This window comes from Amycolatopsis sp. NPDC004772 (genome assembly GCF_053601215.1).
The window spans coordinates 47875-63258 of sequence record NZ_JBSGBK010000015.1 but is presented as its reverse complement, the minus strand read 5'-3'; the positions used below and the strand labels follow the sequence as shown (position 1 = coordinate 63258).

Annotated in this window: 18 protein-coding genes; 10 read left to right on the top strand and 8 right to left on the bottom strand. The window is 70.4% G+C overall.

Annotated elements, in window-relative coordinates:
• Window positions 1-88: 88 nt before the first annotated feature.
• From rpmH to ACWEF6_RS12525, 9 genes are all read left to right on the top strand, one after another.
• Complete coding sequence (rpmH, locus tag ACWEF6_RS12565) at window positions 89-232, top strand: 50S ribosomal protein L34 (RefSeq protein WP_043787046.1); 144 nt, start codon at window positions 89-91, stop codon at window positions 230-232.
• A 20-nt stretch (window positions 233-252) separates the two neighbouring features.
• Window positions 253-690 (top strand): ribonuclease P protein component, encoded by a 438-nt coding sequence (rnpA, locus tag ACWEF6_RS12560; protein ID WP_449683024.1) that lies wholly within the window; start codon window positions 253-255, stop codon window positions 688-690.
• 5 nt (window positions 691-695) lie between these two features.
• Window positions 696-1019 carry a membrane protein insertion efficiency factor YidD gene (gene yidD, locus ACWEF6_RS12555; protein WP_449683023.1) on the top strand — a complete coding sequence of 108 codons (324 nt, stop codon included), beginning with the start codon at window positions 696-698 and terminating at the stop codon, window positions 1017-1019.
• 5 nt (window positions 1020-1024) lie between these two features.
• Entirely contained in the window at window positions 1025-2143 is a 1119-nt protein-coding gene (gene yidC, locus ACWEF6_RS12550) for a membrane protein insertase YidC (RefSeq protein WP_449683022.1), read from the top strand.
• A gap of 30 nt (window positions 2144-2173) precedes the next feature.
• Window positions 2174-2731 (top strand): Jag family protein, encoded by a 558-nt coding sequence (locus tag ACWEF6_RS12545; protein ID WP_449683021.1) that lies wholly within the window; start codon window positions 2174-2176, stop codon window positions 2729-2731.
• Window positions 2732-2777: 46 nt separating this feature from the next.
• Window positions 2778-3095: a DUF6886 family protein gene (locus ACWEF6_RS12540; protein ID WP_449683020.1), complete on the top strand. Its 318-nt coding sequence runs from the start codon at window positions 2778-2780 to the stop codon at window positions 3093-3095.
• A 213-nt stretch (window positions 3096-3308) separates the two neighbouring features.
• Window positions 3309-3971, top strand: coding sequence for a 16S rRNA (guanine(527)-N(7))-methyltransferase RsmG (gene rsmG, locus ACWEF6_RS12535; RefSeq protein WP_449683019.1), 663 nt, complete (start codon window positions 3309-3311; stop codon window positions 3969-3971).
• Window positions 3972-4048: 77 nt separating this feature from the next.
• On the top strand, window positions 4049-4975 hold the full coding sequence (locus tag ACWEF6_RS12530; protein ID WP_396136865.1) for a ParA family protein: 927 nt from the start codon (window positions 4049-4051) through the stop codon (window positions 4973-4975).
• Complete coding sequence (locus ACWEF6_RS12525; RefSeq protein ID WP_449683018.1) at window positions 4972-5982, top strand: ParB/RepB/Spo0J family partition protein; 1011 nt, start codon at window positions 4972-4974, stop codon at window positions 5980-5982. The genes ACWEF6_RS12530 and ACWEF6_RS12525 overlap by 4 nt, the downstream gene beginning before the upstream one ends.
• 123 nt (window positions 5983-6105) lie before the next feature.
• Here the strand turns inward: ACWEF6_RS12525 and ACWEF6_RS12520 are convergent, their stop codons facing one another.
• Together ACWEF6_RS12520 and ACWEF6_RS12515 are read right to left on the bottom strand one after the other, a co-directional pair.
• Window positions 6106-7050, bottom strand: coding sequence for a D-alanine--D-alanine ligase family protein (locus ACWEF6_RS12520; protein WP_449683017.1), 945 nt, complete (start codon window positions 7048-7050; stop codon window positions 6106-6108).
• Window positions 7051-7085: 35 nt separating this feature from the next.
• A complete protein-coding gene (locus ACWEF6_RS12515; RefSeq protein WP_449683016.1) occupies window positions 7086-8405 on the bottom strand; it encodes an aminotransferase-like domain-containing protein in 1320 nt (439 codons plus the stop codon).
• Between the two features lie 212 nt (window positions 8406-8617).
• Between ACWEF6_RS12515 and ACWEF6_RS12510 the strand changes: the two genes are divergently transcribed.
• Window positions 8618-9262: a GNAT family N-acetyltransferase gene (locus tag ACWEF6_RS12510; RefSeq protein WP_081655853.1), complete on the top strand. Its 645-nt coding sequence runs from the start codon at window positions 8618-8620 to the stop codon at window positions 9260-9262.
• Between the two features lie 212 nt (window positions 9263-9474).
• Here ACWEF6_RS12510 and ACWEF6_RS12505 read toward each other — a convergent pair whose 3' ends face one another.
• The 6 genes from ACWEF6_RS12505 to ACWEF6_RS12480 all read right to left on the bottom strand — a co-directional run bounded on the left by ACWEF6_RS12505 (window position 9475) and on the right by ACWEF6_RS12480 (window position 15358).
• Window positions 9475-10623, bottom strand: coding sequence for an N-acetylmuramoyl-L-alanine amidase (locus tag ACWEF6_RS12505; RefSeq protein ID WP_449683015.1), 1149 nt, complete (start codon window positions 10621-10623; stop codon window positions 9475-9477).
• A gap of 280 nt (window positions 10624-10903) precedes the next feature.
• On the bottom strand, window positions 10904-11227 hold the full coding sequence (trxA, locus tag ACWEF6_RS12500; protein WP_003082899.1) for a thioredoxin: 324 nt from the start codon (window positions 11225-11227) through the stop codon (window positions 10904-10906).
• A 36-nt stretch (window positions 11228-11263) separates the two neighbouring features.
• Window positions 11264-12256 carry a thioredoxin-disulfide reductase gene (trxB, locus tag ACWEF6_RS12495; protein WP_449683014.1) on the bottom strand — a complete coding sequence of 331 codons (993 nt, stop codon included), beginning with the start codon at window positions 12254-12256 and terminating at the stop codon, window positions 11264-11266.
• Window positions 12257-12334: 78 nt separating this feature from the next.
• The gene (locus tag ACWEF6_RS12490) at window positions 12335-13114 is read right to left on the bottom strand and encodes a hypothetical protein (RefSeq protein WP_449683013.1); all 780 of its coding nucleotides are present in this window, start codon (window positions 13112-13114) and stop codon (window positions 12335-12337) included.
• On the bottom strand, window positions 13111-13734 hold the full coding sequence (sigM, locus tag ACWEF6_RS12485; RefSeq protein WP_086841008.1) for an RNA polymerase sigma factor SigM: 624 nt from the start codon (window positions 13732-13734) through the stop codon (window positions 13111-13113). Before sigM ends, ACWEF6_RS12490 begins: the two co-directional genes overlap by 4 nt.
• Before the next feature lie 31 nt (window positions 13735-13765).
• Window positions 13766-15358: a protein kinase family protein gene (locus tag ACWEF6_RS12480; protein ID WP_449683012.1), complete on the bottom strand. Its 1593-nt coding sequence runs from the start codon at window positions 15356-15358 to the stop codon at window positions 13766-13768.
• Between the last annotated feature and the right edge of the window lie 26 nt (window positions 15359-15384).

Genomic DNA, 15384 nt, shown 5'->3' with positions numbered 1-15384 from the left:
TAGGAGACACCAGAGACTGCCGTGCGCCCGCACGACACGCCAGGTGGGAAGGAAATCTTTCCGCCCGACGCGACACACAGGAGAAGCAGTGAGCAAGGGTAAGCGCACCTTCCAGCCGAACAACCGCCGCCGCGCGAAGACCCACGGGTTCCGCCTGCGCATGCGGACCCGCGCCGGCCGGGCCATCCTGGCGGCCCGCCGTCGCAAGGGCCGCGCCGCGCTGTCCGCCTGATCGCACGATCGGGGCGCGCTGTGCTGCCGGCTGCCGCACGCTTGCGGCGGAGTGAGGATTTCCGCGTGGTTCTCCGTCGCGGGTCCCGGGCAGGCAGGCGCCGCCTCGTCGTCCACGCGCTGACCACGGACCCGTCCGAGGCCGCCGACGCTGTGCCGTCGGCGGCCAGGGCGGGTTTTGTGGTGAGCAAGGCCGTCGGCAACTCGGTGGTCCGCCACCGCGTCAGCCGGCGGTTGCGTCATCTCGTTTCGGACCGGCTCGGAACACTGCCCGCCGGTACTGCGTTGGTCGTACGGGCATTGCCGCCGTCGTCGACCGCTTCCAGCGCCGAGCTCGGGTCCGATCTCGACGCCGCGTTGCGTCGGCTGGGGCTTCTGTCGTCGCGCCGTCCGGCCGGGGATGTCCCCCGCCCGACGCGTCCCGCGGACGCGGCCCCCGACCACGGATCAGCGGTGTGACCGGCATGCGAGCCACCCCCGAGCACAACCACGAACACGATGTCGAACCCGAGCCGCCCCGGCCCGGTCCCGTCGCGTGGGTCTTGCTGCTCCCCATCAAGCTCTACCGCAAGGCGATCTCGCCCTTCCTCCCGCCGGCTTGCCGGTTCTACCCGAGCTGCAGCGCGTACGCAGTCGAAGCCCTGACCCGGCACGGTGCCGGCCGCGGCTCCTACCTCGCGCTGCGCCGGCTGCTGCGCTGCGGCCCCTGGACGCCACCCGGCCGCGACCCCGTGCCCGAGACGTTCTCGTGGCGACACCGCAGACCTGAAACACCGATCGAGGAGTAGCAGCAGTGCTCGATTTCATCTACTACCCCGTGTCCTTCATCCTCTGGTGTTGGCACAAGGTCTTCGGGTTCGTCTTCGGGGAATCGACCGCGGTCGCGTGGATCCTCGGCATCATCTTCCTGACGTTCACGGTCCGCGGCATCATGTTCAAGCCGTTCGTGAACCAGGTCCGGTCGATGAAGAAGATGCAGGACTTCGCGCCGGAGATGAAGAAGATCCAGAAGAAGTACGCGAACGACCGGCAGCGCCAGGCCGCGGAGATGCAGAAGCTCCAGCGCGAGCACGGCGTCAACCCGCTGGGCAGTTGCCTGCCGATGCTGCTCCAGATCCCGGTCTTCATCGGCCTGAACCACGTGCTGCGCGCGTTCACCATGCCGCCGCCCGGTGGCGGGCCGAAGACCGAGAACTACTTCTTCAGCCAGCACGACGTCGAGTCCTACGTCAACGCGAAGCTGTTCGGCGTCAACCTCGGCGAGGCCGTCTACAACGGTGTCGGGGTCGTCAGCGGTGGCGCCACGAACGTCGGCTTCCACTGGAGCGTGCTCCCGGTGGCCCTGCCGCTGATGATCGTCGCCTCGATCGCCACGCACCTCACCGCGCGACACTCGGTGGCCCGGCAGAACGCCGCGTCGGCCACCCCGCAGACCGCGATCATGAACAAGCTGACGATGTACATCTTCCCGCTCGGTGTGCTCGTCTTCGGTGCGCTGTTCCCGCTCGGCCTCCTCTTCTACTGGCTGGCGAACAACGGCTGGACCCTGATGCAGCAGCGGCTCGTCTACACGAAGATCGACAAGGAAGAGGCGGCCCGCAAGGCGGAGGCCGCCGAGAAGCGCGCCACGCTCGGGCCGAAGCCGGGCCAGAAGCCGACCGCCCCGAAGGTCGGTCAGAAGCCGGTCCAGCAAAAGAAGAACCAGCCCGCGCAGACCGGCTCCCAGAAGAAGGTCACGAAGGCGGGCTCGGCCCACGGCTTCGCCCAGACCACGCCGGCGGAGGCGACCGCGAAGGCGGACGGCGCGACCGCGGCGACCCCGGCAGACACCAACGGCTCGAAGGACAACGGCACGGGCGTGCCGGGCCTTCTCAAAGACTCGACCAGGAAGTCGGGCCGGAAGCGCCGCTGAGGCGCGACCGGTTCGGAGAGGAGACGAATGATGTCGGAGACGATCGACACGATCGACGCCGATAAGGACGACGTGACCCCGGCCGCGGAAGCGGACGCGGCGGGCGAGGAGAAGGCGGGCGGTGACGACATCCTCGTCCAGGAGGGCGACATCGCCGGCGACTACCTCGAGCGCCTGCTGGACCTGCTCGACTACGACGGGGACATCGACCTCGACGTGGAAGCCGGCCGCGCGATCGTGAGCATCGACGGCGGCGAGGACCTCGAGAAGCTCGTCGGCCCGCGCGGCACGGTGCTCGAGGCGCTGCAGGAGCTGACCCGCCTGGCGGTCCAGCAGGAGACGGGCTCCCGCAGCCGCTTGATGCTGGACATCGCGGGCTGGCGCGCGGACCGCCGCGAGGAGCTGAAGGAGCTCGGCCGCTCGACGGCGGAGTCGGTCCTGAAGAGCGGCGAGCGCGTCCGGCTGCAGCCGATGAGCCCGTTCGAGCGCAAGGTCGTCCACGACGCGGTGGCGACCGTCTCGGGCGTCACGAGCGAGAGCGAGGGCGAGGACCCGAAGCGCCGTGTGGTGATCTTCCCGGAGTCCTGAACCTCGGACGCTTCAGGCGCAAAGCGGCCCCACTTGACTCGGTCAGGTGGGGCCGCTTTCTTGTGTGCGTGCGCCCGGCGCCCGGCGAGGTCGTCCACTCCTCCGAGGACCGTCGATCACCCGCTTCGAGCCACGCGTCGCAGCGACGGCTCGGCAGCCCGAGGCGTACGTCCGGGCGGTCGACGCGGTCGGCGCACCGGACTACTGGTTCCCGCGGCAGTGTCCCCGCGCGATGGAGTGGGTGACGACGGAGACGTCCGCCGCGGACCGCGCGTGGCTCGGCACCGGCCGCGTCCACGCGATCGAGTCGGGTGGCTGGAGGCGATGCGGAACCTGTGGGCGTTCGTCGACACGGCGGCGGTGAGCACGCTCGGCTTCAGCGGCATCCGGTTGGGCAGCGCGACGTCTCGGCCGAGCGAATTACACGCGTGATGTTTCACGTGGAACGGTCCCCGGCGACGGCCGGCTGAGTGGAGTTGTCCACATCTTCGGACTGTCGGCTCGTCTTCTCCGGTTCATCGGGGACAATCGAACGAGCGCGGTTTCACGTGAAACCGGCGGACGAGGAGTAGGCGGAGTGAGCTTGGAGCAGGCGGCGGCGCGAGTGTTCGGAGAGCACGTCGACCAAGCGGCCGGGTACGTCGAACTCCTGGAGCGGCACGGGGTCGAGCGGGGGCTGATCGGTCCGCGGGAAGTCGAGCGGCTGTGGGAACGGCACGTGCTCAACTCGGCGGTGATCGGCGAGCAGATGCCCGAAGGTGCCCGCGTGGTCGACGTCGGGTCCGGCGCCGGGCTTCCGGGTGTACCGCTGGCGATCGCGCGACCGGACCTCGATATCGTCTTGCTCGAACCGATGGCCCGCCGGGTGGACTGGCTGGCCGAGGTGGCCGAGAAGCTGGAACTCCCGATCACCATCGTCCGTGGACGCGCGGAGGAGCGGCCTGTGCGTGAGCAGCTCGGTGGCGCCGACATCGTCACCGCTCGCGCGGTCGCCCCGCTCGCTCGTCTCGCGGACTGGTGCCTGCCGCTGGTCCGTCCCGATGGCTTCCTGGTCGCCCTCAAGGGCGCCAGCGCGGCGGACGAGATCGAGCGGGACGGTGCCGCCATCCGCAAGGCCGGCGGGGCCGATCCCCTCATCGTCGAGTGCGGTGCCGCAGTACTAGAGGTCCCCAGCACGGTTGTGAAGATCCGTCGCCTGCCGGCAGCCGCCAAGCCGAAGGCGCGGAGCAGGAAGCGTTAACGGGCCGCGATGTTCCACGTGAAACGTAGCGACTCGACCACCGACCAGACGTCTAGATGGAGGAGGTGTCGAGACCGGTGAATCCCCCGCCGTCCGACTCCACGGAGACCAGCCACGACGTGGGCTGGACGCCGATCGCCGAAGAAGCCGCCCGCGCCGCGCGTCTGCTGCACCCGGAGGAGGGGACCCTTCCCCGCCCCGGCCGCCGTCGCGTGCTGACCGTCGCCAACCAGAAGGGCGGCGTCGGCAAGACCACCAGCACGGTCAACCTGGCCGCCGCGCTCGCGCTCCACGGGCTCAAGACGCTCGTCGTCGACCTCGACCCGCAGGGCAACGCGAGCACCGCGCTCGACGTCGACCACCGGTCCGGGACGCCCTCCATCTACGAGGTGCTCATCGGCGAGGTGACGCTCGCCGAGGCGGCCCAGCCGACCGAGCAGTCCCCCAACCTCTTCTGCGTCCCCGCGACGATCGACCTCGCCGGCGCCGAGATCGAGCTCGTCTCGATGGCGTCCCGCGAGTCCCGGCTCAAGGAGGCGATCTCCTCGGAGATCCTCGACGAGATCGGCGTCGACTACGTCCTCATCGACTGCCCGCCGTCGCTGGGCCTGCTGACGGTCAACGCGATGGTCGCCGCGCAGGAGGTGCTCATCCCGATCCAGTGCGAGTACTACGCGCTGGAAGGGCTCGGGCAGCTGCTGAGCAACATCGAGCTCGTGCAGCAGCACCTCAACCGCGAACTCCGCGTCTCGACGATCCTCCTCACCATGTACGACGGCCGGACCAAGCTGGCCGACCAGGTGACGAACGAGGTGCGGAACCACTTCGGCGACACCGTGCTGAAGACCGTCATCCCTCGCAGCGTGAAGGTGTCCGAGGCACCCGGGTACGGCCAGACCGTGCTCGCCTACGACCCCGGCTCGCGCGGGGCGATGAGCTACGTCGACGCGGCGAAGGAGATCGCCGAGCGCGGCGCACAGATGGAGAAGGGTAGTTCGACATGACCGAGCGTCGAGGAGGGCTGGGGCGCGGCCTCGCCGCCCTGATCCCGACCGGCCCCACCGGCGGTGGTCCGCTCCCCGCGCCCACCGACGGCGCGGCCGCGGACAAGAAGGCGGCCGACGACAAGGGCTGGTTCGCGGCGAACGGCGCGGCCGGCCAGCGTCCGGAGGTCAGCGGCGAGGTCGCCGGCGCGGTCTACCGCGAGATTCCGGTCAGCTCGATCAAGCCGAACCCGAAGCAGCCCCGCCAGGTCTTCGACGAGGACGCGCTCGCCGAACTCGAGCACTCGATCCGCGAGTTCGGGCTCATGCAGCCCATCGTCGTCCGCGAGCTCGGCAACGACGAGTACGAGCTCGTCATGGGCGAGCGCCGGCTGCGTGCTTCGCAGCAGGCGGAGCTCGACGCGATCCCGGCCATCGTCCGGCAGACCGCCGACGAGTCGATGCTGCGCGACGCGCTCCTGGAGAACATCCACCGCGTCCAGCTGAACCCGCTCGAAGAGGCGGCGGCGTACCAGCAGCTGCTCGACGAGTTCGCGGTCACGCACGAGGAGCTGGCGAGCCGGATCGGCCGCAGCCGCCCGGTCATCACCAACACCATCCGGCTCCTCAAGCTCCCCCTGCCGGTGCAGCGCCGGGTGGCCGCGGGCGTCCTGTCCGCCGGGCACGCGCGCGCGTTGCTGTCGCTGGAGGACGCCGACAGCCAGGAGGAGCTCGCCGCGCGCATCGTCGCAGAGGGCATGTCGGTCCGGGCGACCGAGGAAGCCGTCACGCTCAAGAAGAGCGAGAAGCCGGCCAAGCCGAAGCCCGCGCCGCGCAAGCCGATCCAGGCGCCGGGGTTGCAGGAACTCGCGAACCGGCTTTCGGACCGCTTCGACACCCGCGTGAAGGTCGACCTCGGCCGCCGCAAGGGCCGGATCACGCTCGAATTCGGGTCGGTCGACGACCTCGAGCGGATCGTCGCGATCATCGACGCGAACGGGGCAAATCAGACACCGAAAACCGATTAGGGATCACCCCGGGGTGTTTCGTCACGGTGATGATTGCTCATCGCAGCCGTGACGAACACGCGAAGTGATCACACGAAAAAGGCCGCCACGGAGGTTCCGAGGCGGCCTTTCGCGTGCGAGGGGTCAGCGAGAAATCGCCCGCGCGATCAGATCGGCGAACACCGTGCCGAGCGACTTGCCCGCCGCGTCGATGGCCATCGGAACGGTCGACGTCTCGGTGAGACCCGGCGACGGGTTCACTTCGAGGAAGTGGACCGTGCCGTCCGCCGCCACGACCGCGTCCGTCCGCGAGATGTCGCGGAGGCCGAGCACGCGGTGCGCCGCGACGGCCAGCTCCGCCACCGCCTTGGCCGCGGCGTCGTCGAGCCGGGCCGGGGTGAAGAAGTCGGTCAGGCCGGCGGTGTAGCGGGCCGTGTAGTCGTACACGCCGCTCTCCGGGACGATCTCGACCGCGGGCAGTGCCTCGGGCCCGTCCTCGCCCTCGATGACCGTCACGGCCACCTCGACGCCGTCCACGAACCGCTCGGCGAGCACGGTGTCGCCGTAGGCGAAGCAGCCGACCATCGCGGCCGGCAGTTCCGCCGCCTCGCGGACCACCTGCGTGCCGAGCGCCGAGCCGCCCTGGTCCGGCTTGAGGATCAGCGGCAGGCCGAGCGTCTCGACCATCGCGTCGAGCACCGCCTGGGCCCCGAGCTCGCGGAACGTGCTGTGCGGCAGCACGACCCAGCCCGGCGTCACGAACCCGGCGTTCTGCAGCAACGCCTTCGCGGTCGGCTTGTCCCACGCGCGGCGGCAGCCCTGGGAGCCGGTGCCGACGAACGGCACGTCCAGCATCTCCAGCACCGTCTGCACCGAGCCGTTCTCGCCCTCGCCGCCGTGCAGCGCGACGACCACCGCGTCCGGCCGCTGGGTGCGCAGCCGCTCCAGCAGGCCGCCGTCGGTGTCCCACTCCTCGATGCCGAAGCCCTCGGACTTGAGTGCCGCGGACAGCCGCCGCCCGGATCTCAGGGAGACGTCGCGTTCGTGCGAGAGCCCGCCGGCGAGCACGGCAACGGTACGGTCGACCACCGTGGAAACTCCTTAGCTAGCCCCGGGTGCGTCGATCAGACGGTGTCCGGGGAGGGCGTCTGCGGCCCCTGGATCTGGCGCGCGCTCACGTTACCGAAGGTGCGGGCGAGGTCCATTTCGGACTCCAGCACGGCCGCCAGCCGCCGAACGCCTTCGCGGATGCGTTCCGGGGTCGGGTAGCAGTAGGACAGCCGCATCTGGCGGCTGCCGAACCCGTCGGCGTAGAAGCCGGTGCCGGACGCGTACGCCACCCGGGCGGTCACCGCGCGCGGCAGCATCGCCTTCGTGTCGACGCCTTCCGGCACCGTCACCCAGACGTAGAACCCGCCGTCCGGCTTGGTCCACGAGCAGCCCGGCGGCAGGTACTGGTCGAGTGCGGAGAGGATCGCGTCCCGCCGCTCGCGGTAGTTCTCGCGGAACTTCTTGATCTGGCCCTTCCAGTCGTGCGTGGCCAGGTAGCGCGACACGATCATCTGGTTGAACGTCGGTGGGCACAGCGTCGCCGACTCCGCGGCCAGCACGAGCTTCTCGCGCACCGCGTGCGGCGCCAGCACCCAGCCGACGCGCAGGCCGGAGGCGAACGTCTTCGAGAACGAGCCGAGGTACACGACGTTGTCGGGGTCGGTCGACCGCAGCGCCGGGTACGTTTGCCCGTCGAAGCCGAGCAACCCGTATGGGTTGTCTTCGACGACCAGGACGCCGTGCTCGCGGCAGATCTCCAGGATCTCCGCGCGGCGCTCGACGGCCAGCGTGACGCCGGCGGGGTTGTGGAAGTTCGGGATCGTGTAGAGGAACTTGACCCGGCGGCCGGCCTTCTTCGTCCGGTCGAGCGCTTCCCGCAGCAGCTCCGGCACCAGGCCGCGATCGTCCATCTCGACGTGCACGACCTGCGCCTGGTAGGCGGCGAACGAGCCCAGCGCGCCGACGTACGACGGGCCCTCGGCGATCACGACGTCACCCGGGTCGCAGAACAGCCGCGTGACCATGTCCAGGCCCATCTGCGAGCCGACGGTCACCACGACGTCGTCCGGGTGCGCCTTGATGCCCTCCAGGGCCATGATTTCGCAGATCTGCTCGCGCAGCACCGGGATGCCGTGCGCCGAGCCGTACTGCAGGGCCACCAGGCCGTCTTCGGCGATGATCTCGGCCACCTGCGCCGACAGCGTGTCGAGCGGGAGCGCGGCGAGGTTGGGCATGCCGCCGGCCAGCGAAACCACCTCGGGCCGGCTGGCCACCGCGAACAGCGCCCGGATCTCGGAGGCGGTCATCCCGGCGGTGCGCGCGGCGTACCGCTCCAGGTGCGGGTCGAGGTTCTGGCGGCCGCTGTGCGGCTTGCTGGGGCGGTTCTCGGTCATCGACGTTCACCCGGGGCTAGGCGGACACGGTCACTCCCGCGGGAGCTGGTAGATCCCATCGAGTGTAACCGGGCACCCATCAGGACCCCCTGGCCTTTCGGTGCTCGTCACATCGGCCTATCCTCGACCGTGGCTCCCGTGTTCGTGCCGTGGATCGCGCGCGGCCTGACGAGCGGGCCGCCGGTCGGGAGCGCAGGTCAGGGAGGTCGCGGGTGTCACGTCGCGTCGTGGGCGTCACACTGGACAACCTGGAGCACCTGCCGAAGAGCTGCCGCCGGTGCGTGTACTGGGAACTCGCCCCGCACTTGAAGCACCAGGCCGAGGAGTTCGGCGCGACCGAGGTCGAGAAGGAAGCCTGGGTGTCGAGCGTGCTGCTCGAGTGGGGTTCCTGCGGCCGGATCGTCTACAGCGACACGCTGCCGGTCGGGTTCGTGCTGTACGCCCCGCCGAACGCCGTCCCGCGCGCGCTGGCCTTCCCGACGTCGCCGCCGAGCGCCGACGCCGTCCTGCTGACCTCGTTCCAGGTGCTGCCGGAGTTCCGCGGCGGTGGTCTGGGCCGGATGCTCGTCCAGGCGGTCGCCAAGGACCTGACCAAGCGCGGCGTCCGGGCCATCGAGGCGTTCGGTGACGCCCGTCCCGACGAAGCCGACCCGGACGGCGGCCACAGCTGCGTGCTGCCGGCGGCCTTCCTCCAGAGCGTGGGCTTCAAGACGGTCCGCCCGCACCAGAAGTGGCCCCGCCTGCGCCTCGAACTGCGGTCGGCGATCACCTGGAAGGAAGACGTCGAGGCGGCTCTCGAGCGGCTGCTCGGCCAGGTGACGATCACCACCGCCGAGCCGAGCCTCGGCCGCGCCTGAATCCGTCCCCGCAAACGTTTGCGCCTGTGCTTCGGCACGCCCGGAAGGCGTGTGTGCACAACTGTGGAAGAAGTGCCGAGTTATCCACAGAGCGCTGATAGGAGCGGTGGAAAACCTGTGGAGAACTGCCCCGAAACCTGGGGACGCGGCGCGCGCGTCCCCAGGGGTGGTGGGGCAGGTGAAGGAGAGCCGCTAGGGGTTGTGGTCGAGCCCTATTCGGCCTTGGCCAGCTCGTGCGCCAGGACGTCCGCGAACGTGAACGTGCCCGTCGGCTGGTCGCCTTCGCCGAGCAGGTACAGGCGCTTGACGGCGATCAGGATGCCCTCCGCGACGATGTCGCGGAACGCCGGGTCGCCGAGCTTGCGGGCGTCGTCCGGGTTCGTCAGGTAGCCGATCTCGACCCGGACCGCCGGGCAGCGGGTGCGGGTGAAGATGTCCCACGACTTGTAGTGCGTGCGGCAGTCGAGCATGCCGGTGCGGGCCGCGACCTCGCGCTGGATGAAGCCGGCCAGCAGCTCGCCCACCGTGGACGTCGTGCCGTTGCCGTTGCCGAAGTGGAAGCTCGCGACACCCTGCGCGCGCGGCGAGGAGTTCTTGTCGCTGTGCAGCGAAAGGAACAGGTCCGCGCCCGCGTCGTTGGCGAACTTGGCCCGCTCGAGCTCGGTGGGGCTGTGGTTCGGGCCGCGGGAGATCAGCGCCTCCATGCCGGTGGCCTTCATCCGGCCTTCGAGCCGCCGGGCGAGGTCCCACGCGATGTCGGCCTCGCGCAGGCCGCCGGCGACCACACCGAGGTCGTCGCCGCCGTGGCCCGGGTCGATCACGATGCGCTTGCCGCGCAGTCGCGGACCGGCTTGGCGCACCTGCTCCTGCTCGCGTAGGAACACGGGGCGCCCGCCCCGGGCCCGCGGCGAGGACAGGCGGTGCAGCTCGCGGATGGTGGCCGGGCCGCACATGCCGTCCGGCGTCAGGCGCATGTCGCGCTGGAACGTCTTGAGCGCGCGCTCGGTGGCGGGACCGAAGTAGCCGTCGGGGCGGCCGGCGTCGAAGCCCAGCTCGGTGAGCCGCTCCTGGAGCGTGAAGACGTCGTCGCCGTGCACCGGGGAGGCGATCATGTACGACAGCGGGCGGCTGCCCAGGTGGTAGCTGGCGCCCTTGAGCGCCTGGAACGTCGCCGGACCCACGATGCCGTCGGTCATCAGCCCACGGCGCTGCTGGAAGGTACGGACGGCGTGCTCGACGGCGACGTCGAACGTGTCGTAGACGTCGGTACCGGTGACCGGCGGGAGCAGGTCCATCCCGGCCAGGATGGACCTGATCTCGGCGACGTCCGGACCGGCGTCACCGCGGCGGAGTACCCGCATGCACTCCTCGCTCTTCCTAAGGCACCGATTCGGGGGCTCGGTGCGTGGCAGGACTTTCGGAAAACTCTCGCTGGGACGAGCCCAGGTCCTCTATTGTGCCTTGCCAACTCTGGGTGACAGCGTAGGCCCGGTAGGTACGTCAAGAACCCGTTAGTGGAGTACCCGCGGTGGCCGTTGTCACGCTCGACTCAACTCCTCTGTGGCAGATTCCCCCGAACGCGACAAACCCGGGACCCGCGGGGGATTCCCGCAGGCCCCGGGTTCGCCGGGCTTGTTCGGTTCAGAGGACGTCGGCGAGGTCCGACAGCAGCGCGGCCTTCGGCTTCGCGCCCACGATCTGCTTCACCGGCTTGCCGCCCTGGAACAGGATCAGCGTCGGGATGGACATCACCTGGTAGTCACGCGGAGTGTTCGGGTTCTCGTCGATGTCGATCTTGGCGATGGTCAGCTTCTCGCCGTTTTCGGCCGCGATCTCCTCGAGCACCGGGGCGACCATCTTGCACGGGCCGCACCAGGTGGCCCAGAAGTCGACCAGCACGGGCTTTTCACTGGTCAGGACCTCGTCGACGAACGTCGCGTCGGTCACCTTGACGGTGTTGGCCATGGGTTTCTCCTTCAGGGATGGTTGGAAGCCGGTAAGTCAGTTGGTGCCCGCGCCGTAGCCGCCGCCGACGAGCTCGGCCGCCTCGTGCGCGTCCGATTCGCCGTGCTCCGCGAGCCATCGTTCCGCGTCGATCGCCGCGCTGCACCCGGAGCCGGCGGCGGTGATCGCCTGCCGGTACGTGCGGTCCACCAGGTCGCCGGCCGCGAAGACGCCGTCGAGGTTGGTGAAGGACGTCTTGCCCTTCGTGACGACGTAGCCGTCCTCGTCCAGGTCGACCTGGCCCTTCACCAGCTGGCTGCGGGGGTCGTGCCCGATGGCGACGAAGAAGCCGGTCACGTCCAGCGTCGACTCGGAGCCGTCCTTGGTGTCCTTGAGCTGCAGGCCCTCGACCTTGCCGTCGCCGACCACGCCGGTGATCTGCGAGTTCAACTGCCACTTGATCTTCTCGTTCGCGCGGGCGCGCTCGAGCATGATCTTGGACGCGCGGAACTCGTCGCGCCGGTGCACGATCGTGACGGACTTCGCGAACTTCGTCAGGAAGGTCGCCTCCTCCATCGCCGAGTCGCCACCGCCGGCGACCACGATGTCGTGGTCGCGGAAGAAGAAGCCGTCACAGGTCGCACAGGCCGACACACCGCGGCCGAGCAGCTCCTGCTCGCCGGGCACGTTCAAGTACCGCGCCGCGGCACCCATGGCGAGGATGACCGCGCGGGCGGCGTAGCGCTTGCCGTTCGCGGTGACGTACTTGACGTCCCCGGTCAGCTCCAGCGACTCGACGTCCTCCGCGCGCAGCTCGGCGCCGAAGCGCTCGGCCTGCTTGCGCATCTCCTCCATCAGGTCCGGACCCATGATGCCGTCGCGGAACCCGGGGAAGTTCTCGACCTCGGTCGTCGTCATCAGCGCGCCGCCGAACTGCGTGCCCTCGAACACCAGCGGTTCAAGCTGGGCCCGCGCCGCGTACACGGCAGCGGTGTATCCGGCAGGACCCGACCCGACGACGATCAGGTTCCTGATTTCCTCGGCAGCCACCCGTTGACCTCCGCTCGTAGTGACCTGTACCAGGCTCAACACGATCGTAGGTGGCCATGTTCCCAACGGTGACAGCCGCTACTTCTCCCCGACGACCTTGTCGAACAGGACGGCCGGATTTCCCGGCCCGCAGTCGGCGCCGAAGGCCACCAGGCGGAATTGGGCGAGCTTGCCGGTGGTCAGGATGATCATCACCCCGGCCTTGCCGCCGACGTTCACCGGCCGGATGCCCTCGGGACGCACCTTCGGGTCCAGGCCCGCGGCCGCGATGCAGGCGTCCAGGCGGTCCTCGTTCTGCAACGGGCCGAAGTCGCGGACGCCGATCGCCTTGCCGACCAGGGCCTGCGCACCGGCGCCGTCACTGCCCACCGAGGGGCCTGTCGGAGCCGCGACGTTCGGGGTGCCCGTCTGCTGCGGGGTGTTCGGGATCGCGATGGTCACGGCGACGATCGCCGCCGCGGCCGCGGTCAGGACGCCGGCGGCCCAGCCGAGCCGCTTGTTCCGGCGCCGCCGGGCCGCCGCGAGGTCCACCACCGGGGCGTTCCCGGACCCGGCCTGCTGCGGTGCCGCCTGCGCGGCGGGAAAGGCGGCGGCTGCTTCGGCGGCCAAGGCCGCGTCCAGCCGGGCCGCGAACTCCGCGGGCATCGGCGGGGCCGGCGCGTCGGCGAGGGAGGCCAGATCGGCCTGCGTCGCGTCGAGGGCGTCCAGAATCGCCCGGGCTTCGGGATCGGCGTTGACCAGCGGCCACAGCTCCGCCGCCTGAGTGTCGTCCAGGACACCGGCGTGGAGGTCGGCGAGCACGTCGACAGACCAGGGCGGACCGATGGTCCCCCCGATCCCCCGGCTTTCGTCCGTCATCGTCCCTCCCCGCTACCCGGCTGACGCCCGGCCCGTTTGCTTTCGTGAGTTGGGACGTTCGCAATCGCATCGGGGTTCCGCAGGTGCCCGAGAACCTTCGCGAGTTTCCCGCGGCCCCGCGCGCACCGGCTCTTCACCGTGCCTTCGGCGATGCCGAGCATCTTCGCCGTCTCGGCGACGGAGTAGCCCTCGACGTCGACCAACACGATCGGGGCACGTTGCTCTTCGGGCAGCTGGTCGAGGGCCTCGCGCACGAGAAGGCTGGTTTCCCGCTCGGCCATCGAGTCGCGGGGCGTGGCCGGCTCGTTGAAGCCCGTCTCCGGCAGGGGCACGGTCGGGCGTGCCTGGCGACGGCGGATGCGGTCGAGGCAGGCGTTCACCACGATCCGGTGCAGCCAGGTCGTGACCTGCGACTCCGCTCTGAAGTTCCCGGCCGCACGGAACGCCGAGATGAACGCGTCCTGCAACGCGTCGGCGGCCTCTTCCGGGTCGCGGACCGTGCGCAGGGCCACCGCCCACATGCGGTCGCGATGTCGCTGGACGAGTTCGCTGAACGCATGGGGGTCCCCCGCGGCGTGAGCCGCTATCAGATCCGCATCCGTGGGAGCTGCAGCTGTCACCCGGGAGAGCCTACTGACCCGGTCGGGTACGTCACCCCGCAGGCAGGAAGGACAGGTCACCGATCTGGGTGAGGAACTCGCCGTCGTCGCCACCCAGCGCGGTGATCCAGACGATGAAGTACTTGCCCTGGACCGGCTGCGCGAGCGGGATCGTCGTGTCGCCGTCCTTCAGGTCGCCGTTGCCGACCACCTTCGTGTCGGCCAGGTCGGGGTTCTTCTCGGTCGCCGAGCGGATCTCGACCTTGGTGCCCGGCGTGCCGGCGCTGACCTTCACCTGGCTGAGGTTGATCTCGTCGGCGAACGTGACGACCAGCCCGACCCCGGGCTTGATGACCGGGAACTGCTGCTTGTACTGCTCGGTCTTCCAGACCGTGCCGGGGTTGCCGTCGATCGCGTTCTTCGCCCGGCCGGTGTTGTCGCCCTTGCCCTCCGGGTTGTAGACGGCGACGGCCTGGGGCTTCACCGGGTCGCCCACCTTCGGCGCCGGCGGCGGGGCGGGCGCGGACGACGACGCGGGTGGCTGGCTCGCGCCCTGGCTCGACGCCGGCGGCTGGGCGACGTTGATCGTCGGCCCGCTCGCCTTGGAGTCGCCCTGGAAGACGTTGATCAGCATCAGCCCGCCCCAGGCGAGGATGACGACGGTCGCGACCACCAGCACGGTGACGCCGAGGGCGAGCTTGCGCCGCCGGGCGACGTCCTTGACCGGCTTCTTCGTGGTCCAGACGGTGCCTTCGCTCTCGGCCGGGTCACCGCCGACCGCCTTGATCAGCTGGGTCCGCTCCTCTTCCTCGGCCACCTGGTCGAGGACGCGCAGGATGGCCGCGCTGGTGCGGATGCCGCCGTTGCCGCCGTCCTCGATCGTGCGGACGGCCAGCGACGAGAGGTCGGCCGGGACGGTCGGCACCAGCTGGCGCGGCGGGACGATCCGGCCCTGCGGCGTCATCGGGGCCGGCGGGATCGCGGGCGGGCCGCCGGGCAGCGCCCAGCGGCCGGTCAGCAGCAGGTAGAGGACCGCGCCGAGCGCCTTGACGTCGTCGCGCAGGGTCGCCTCCGGCAGCGGGCCGGGGAACGCGAGCTTGAGCGCGCCGTTCGGCGTCAGCCGCAGCCGCTGGGGGTGGTCGAGGCCGAGGACGAGCCCGTTCTGGTGCGCCTGCTCGACGGCTTCGGCCAGCGCCTGCACCATCCGCGCGGCCGCGGCGGGCGCCACCGGGCGCTGCGCCACGAGGTCGACCAGGTCGCTGCCCTTGGTCCACTCCGCGACGACGACGCCGAGCAGGCCTTCGCTCGAGGTGATGCCGCTGCCGAGGGCGAGCACGTCCAGCACGCGGGCGACGCCGCCGTGGCCGAACTTCGACGCGTGCGTCGCGCGTTCGAGCGTCCGCCGGGCCAGCCGGGCGGCTTCGGGATCCGCCGGGTCACCGACCAGCAGGGTCAGCGCGACGTCCCGTTTCAGCTGCCCGTCCCGGGCACGCCACAGGTGCGCGTCGCCCCGCTCGTCCACGCCGAACTGCGCGAGGAGGCGGTAGCGGCCGTCGCCGACCACACGCCCGGGGGCCAGCGATCCGACCTGGGCCTTGCCCACGTGGTTCGCACCCCCCGCCTGTTCGCTCCGCCTCGTGTCCACCCGCACTCTCCCGCTAGCTCCCCGCT

Coding starts and splice junctions, on each gene's coding strand:
- yidD (WP_449683023.1), top strand. CDS start 696: ATGCGAGCCACCCCCGAGCACAACCACGAACACGATGTCGAACCCGAG.
- ACWEF6_RS12545 (WP_449683021.1), top strand. CDS start 2,174: ATGTCGGAGACGATCGACACGATCGACGCCGATAAGGACGACGTGACC.
- ACWEF6_RS12525 (WP_449683018.1), top strand. CDS start 4,972: ATGACCGAGCGTCGAGGAGGGCTGGGGCGCGGCCTCGCCGCCCTGATC.
- ACWEF6_RS12515 (WP_449683016.1), bottom strand. CDS start 8,405: ATGACCGAGAACCGCCCCAGCAAGCCGCACAGCGGCCGCCAGAACCTC.
- ACWEF6_RS12505 (WP_449683015.1), bottom strand. CDS start 10,623: ATGCGGGTACTCCGCCGCGGTGACGCCGGTCCGGACGTCGCCGAGATC.
- trxA (WP_003082899.1), bottom strand. CDS start 11,227: ATGGCCAACACCGTCAAGGTGACCGACGCGACGTTCGTCGACGAGGTC.
- ACWEF6_RS12490 (WP_449683013.1), bottom strand. CDS start 13,114: ATGACGGACGAAAGCCGGGGGATCGGGGGGACCATCGGTCCGCCCTGG.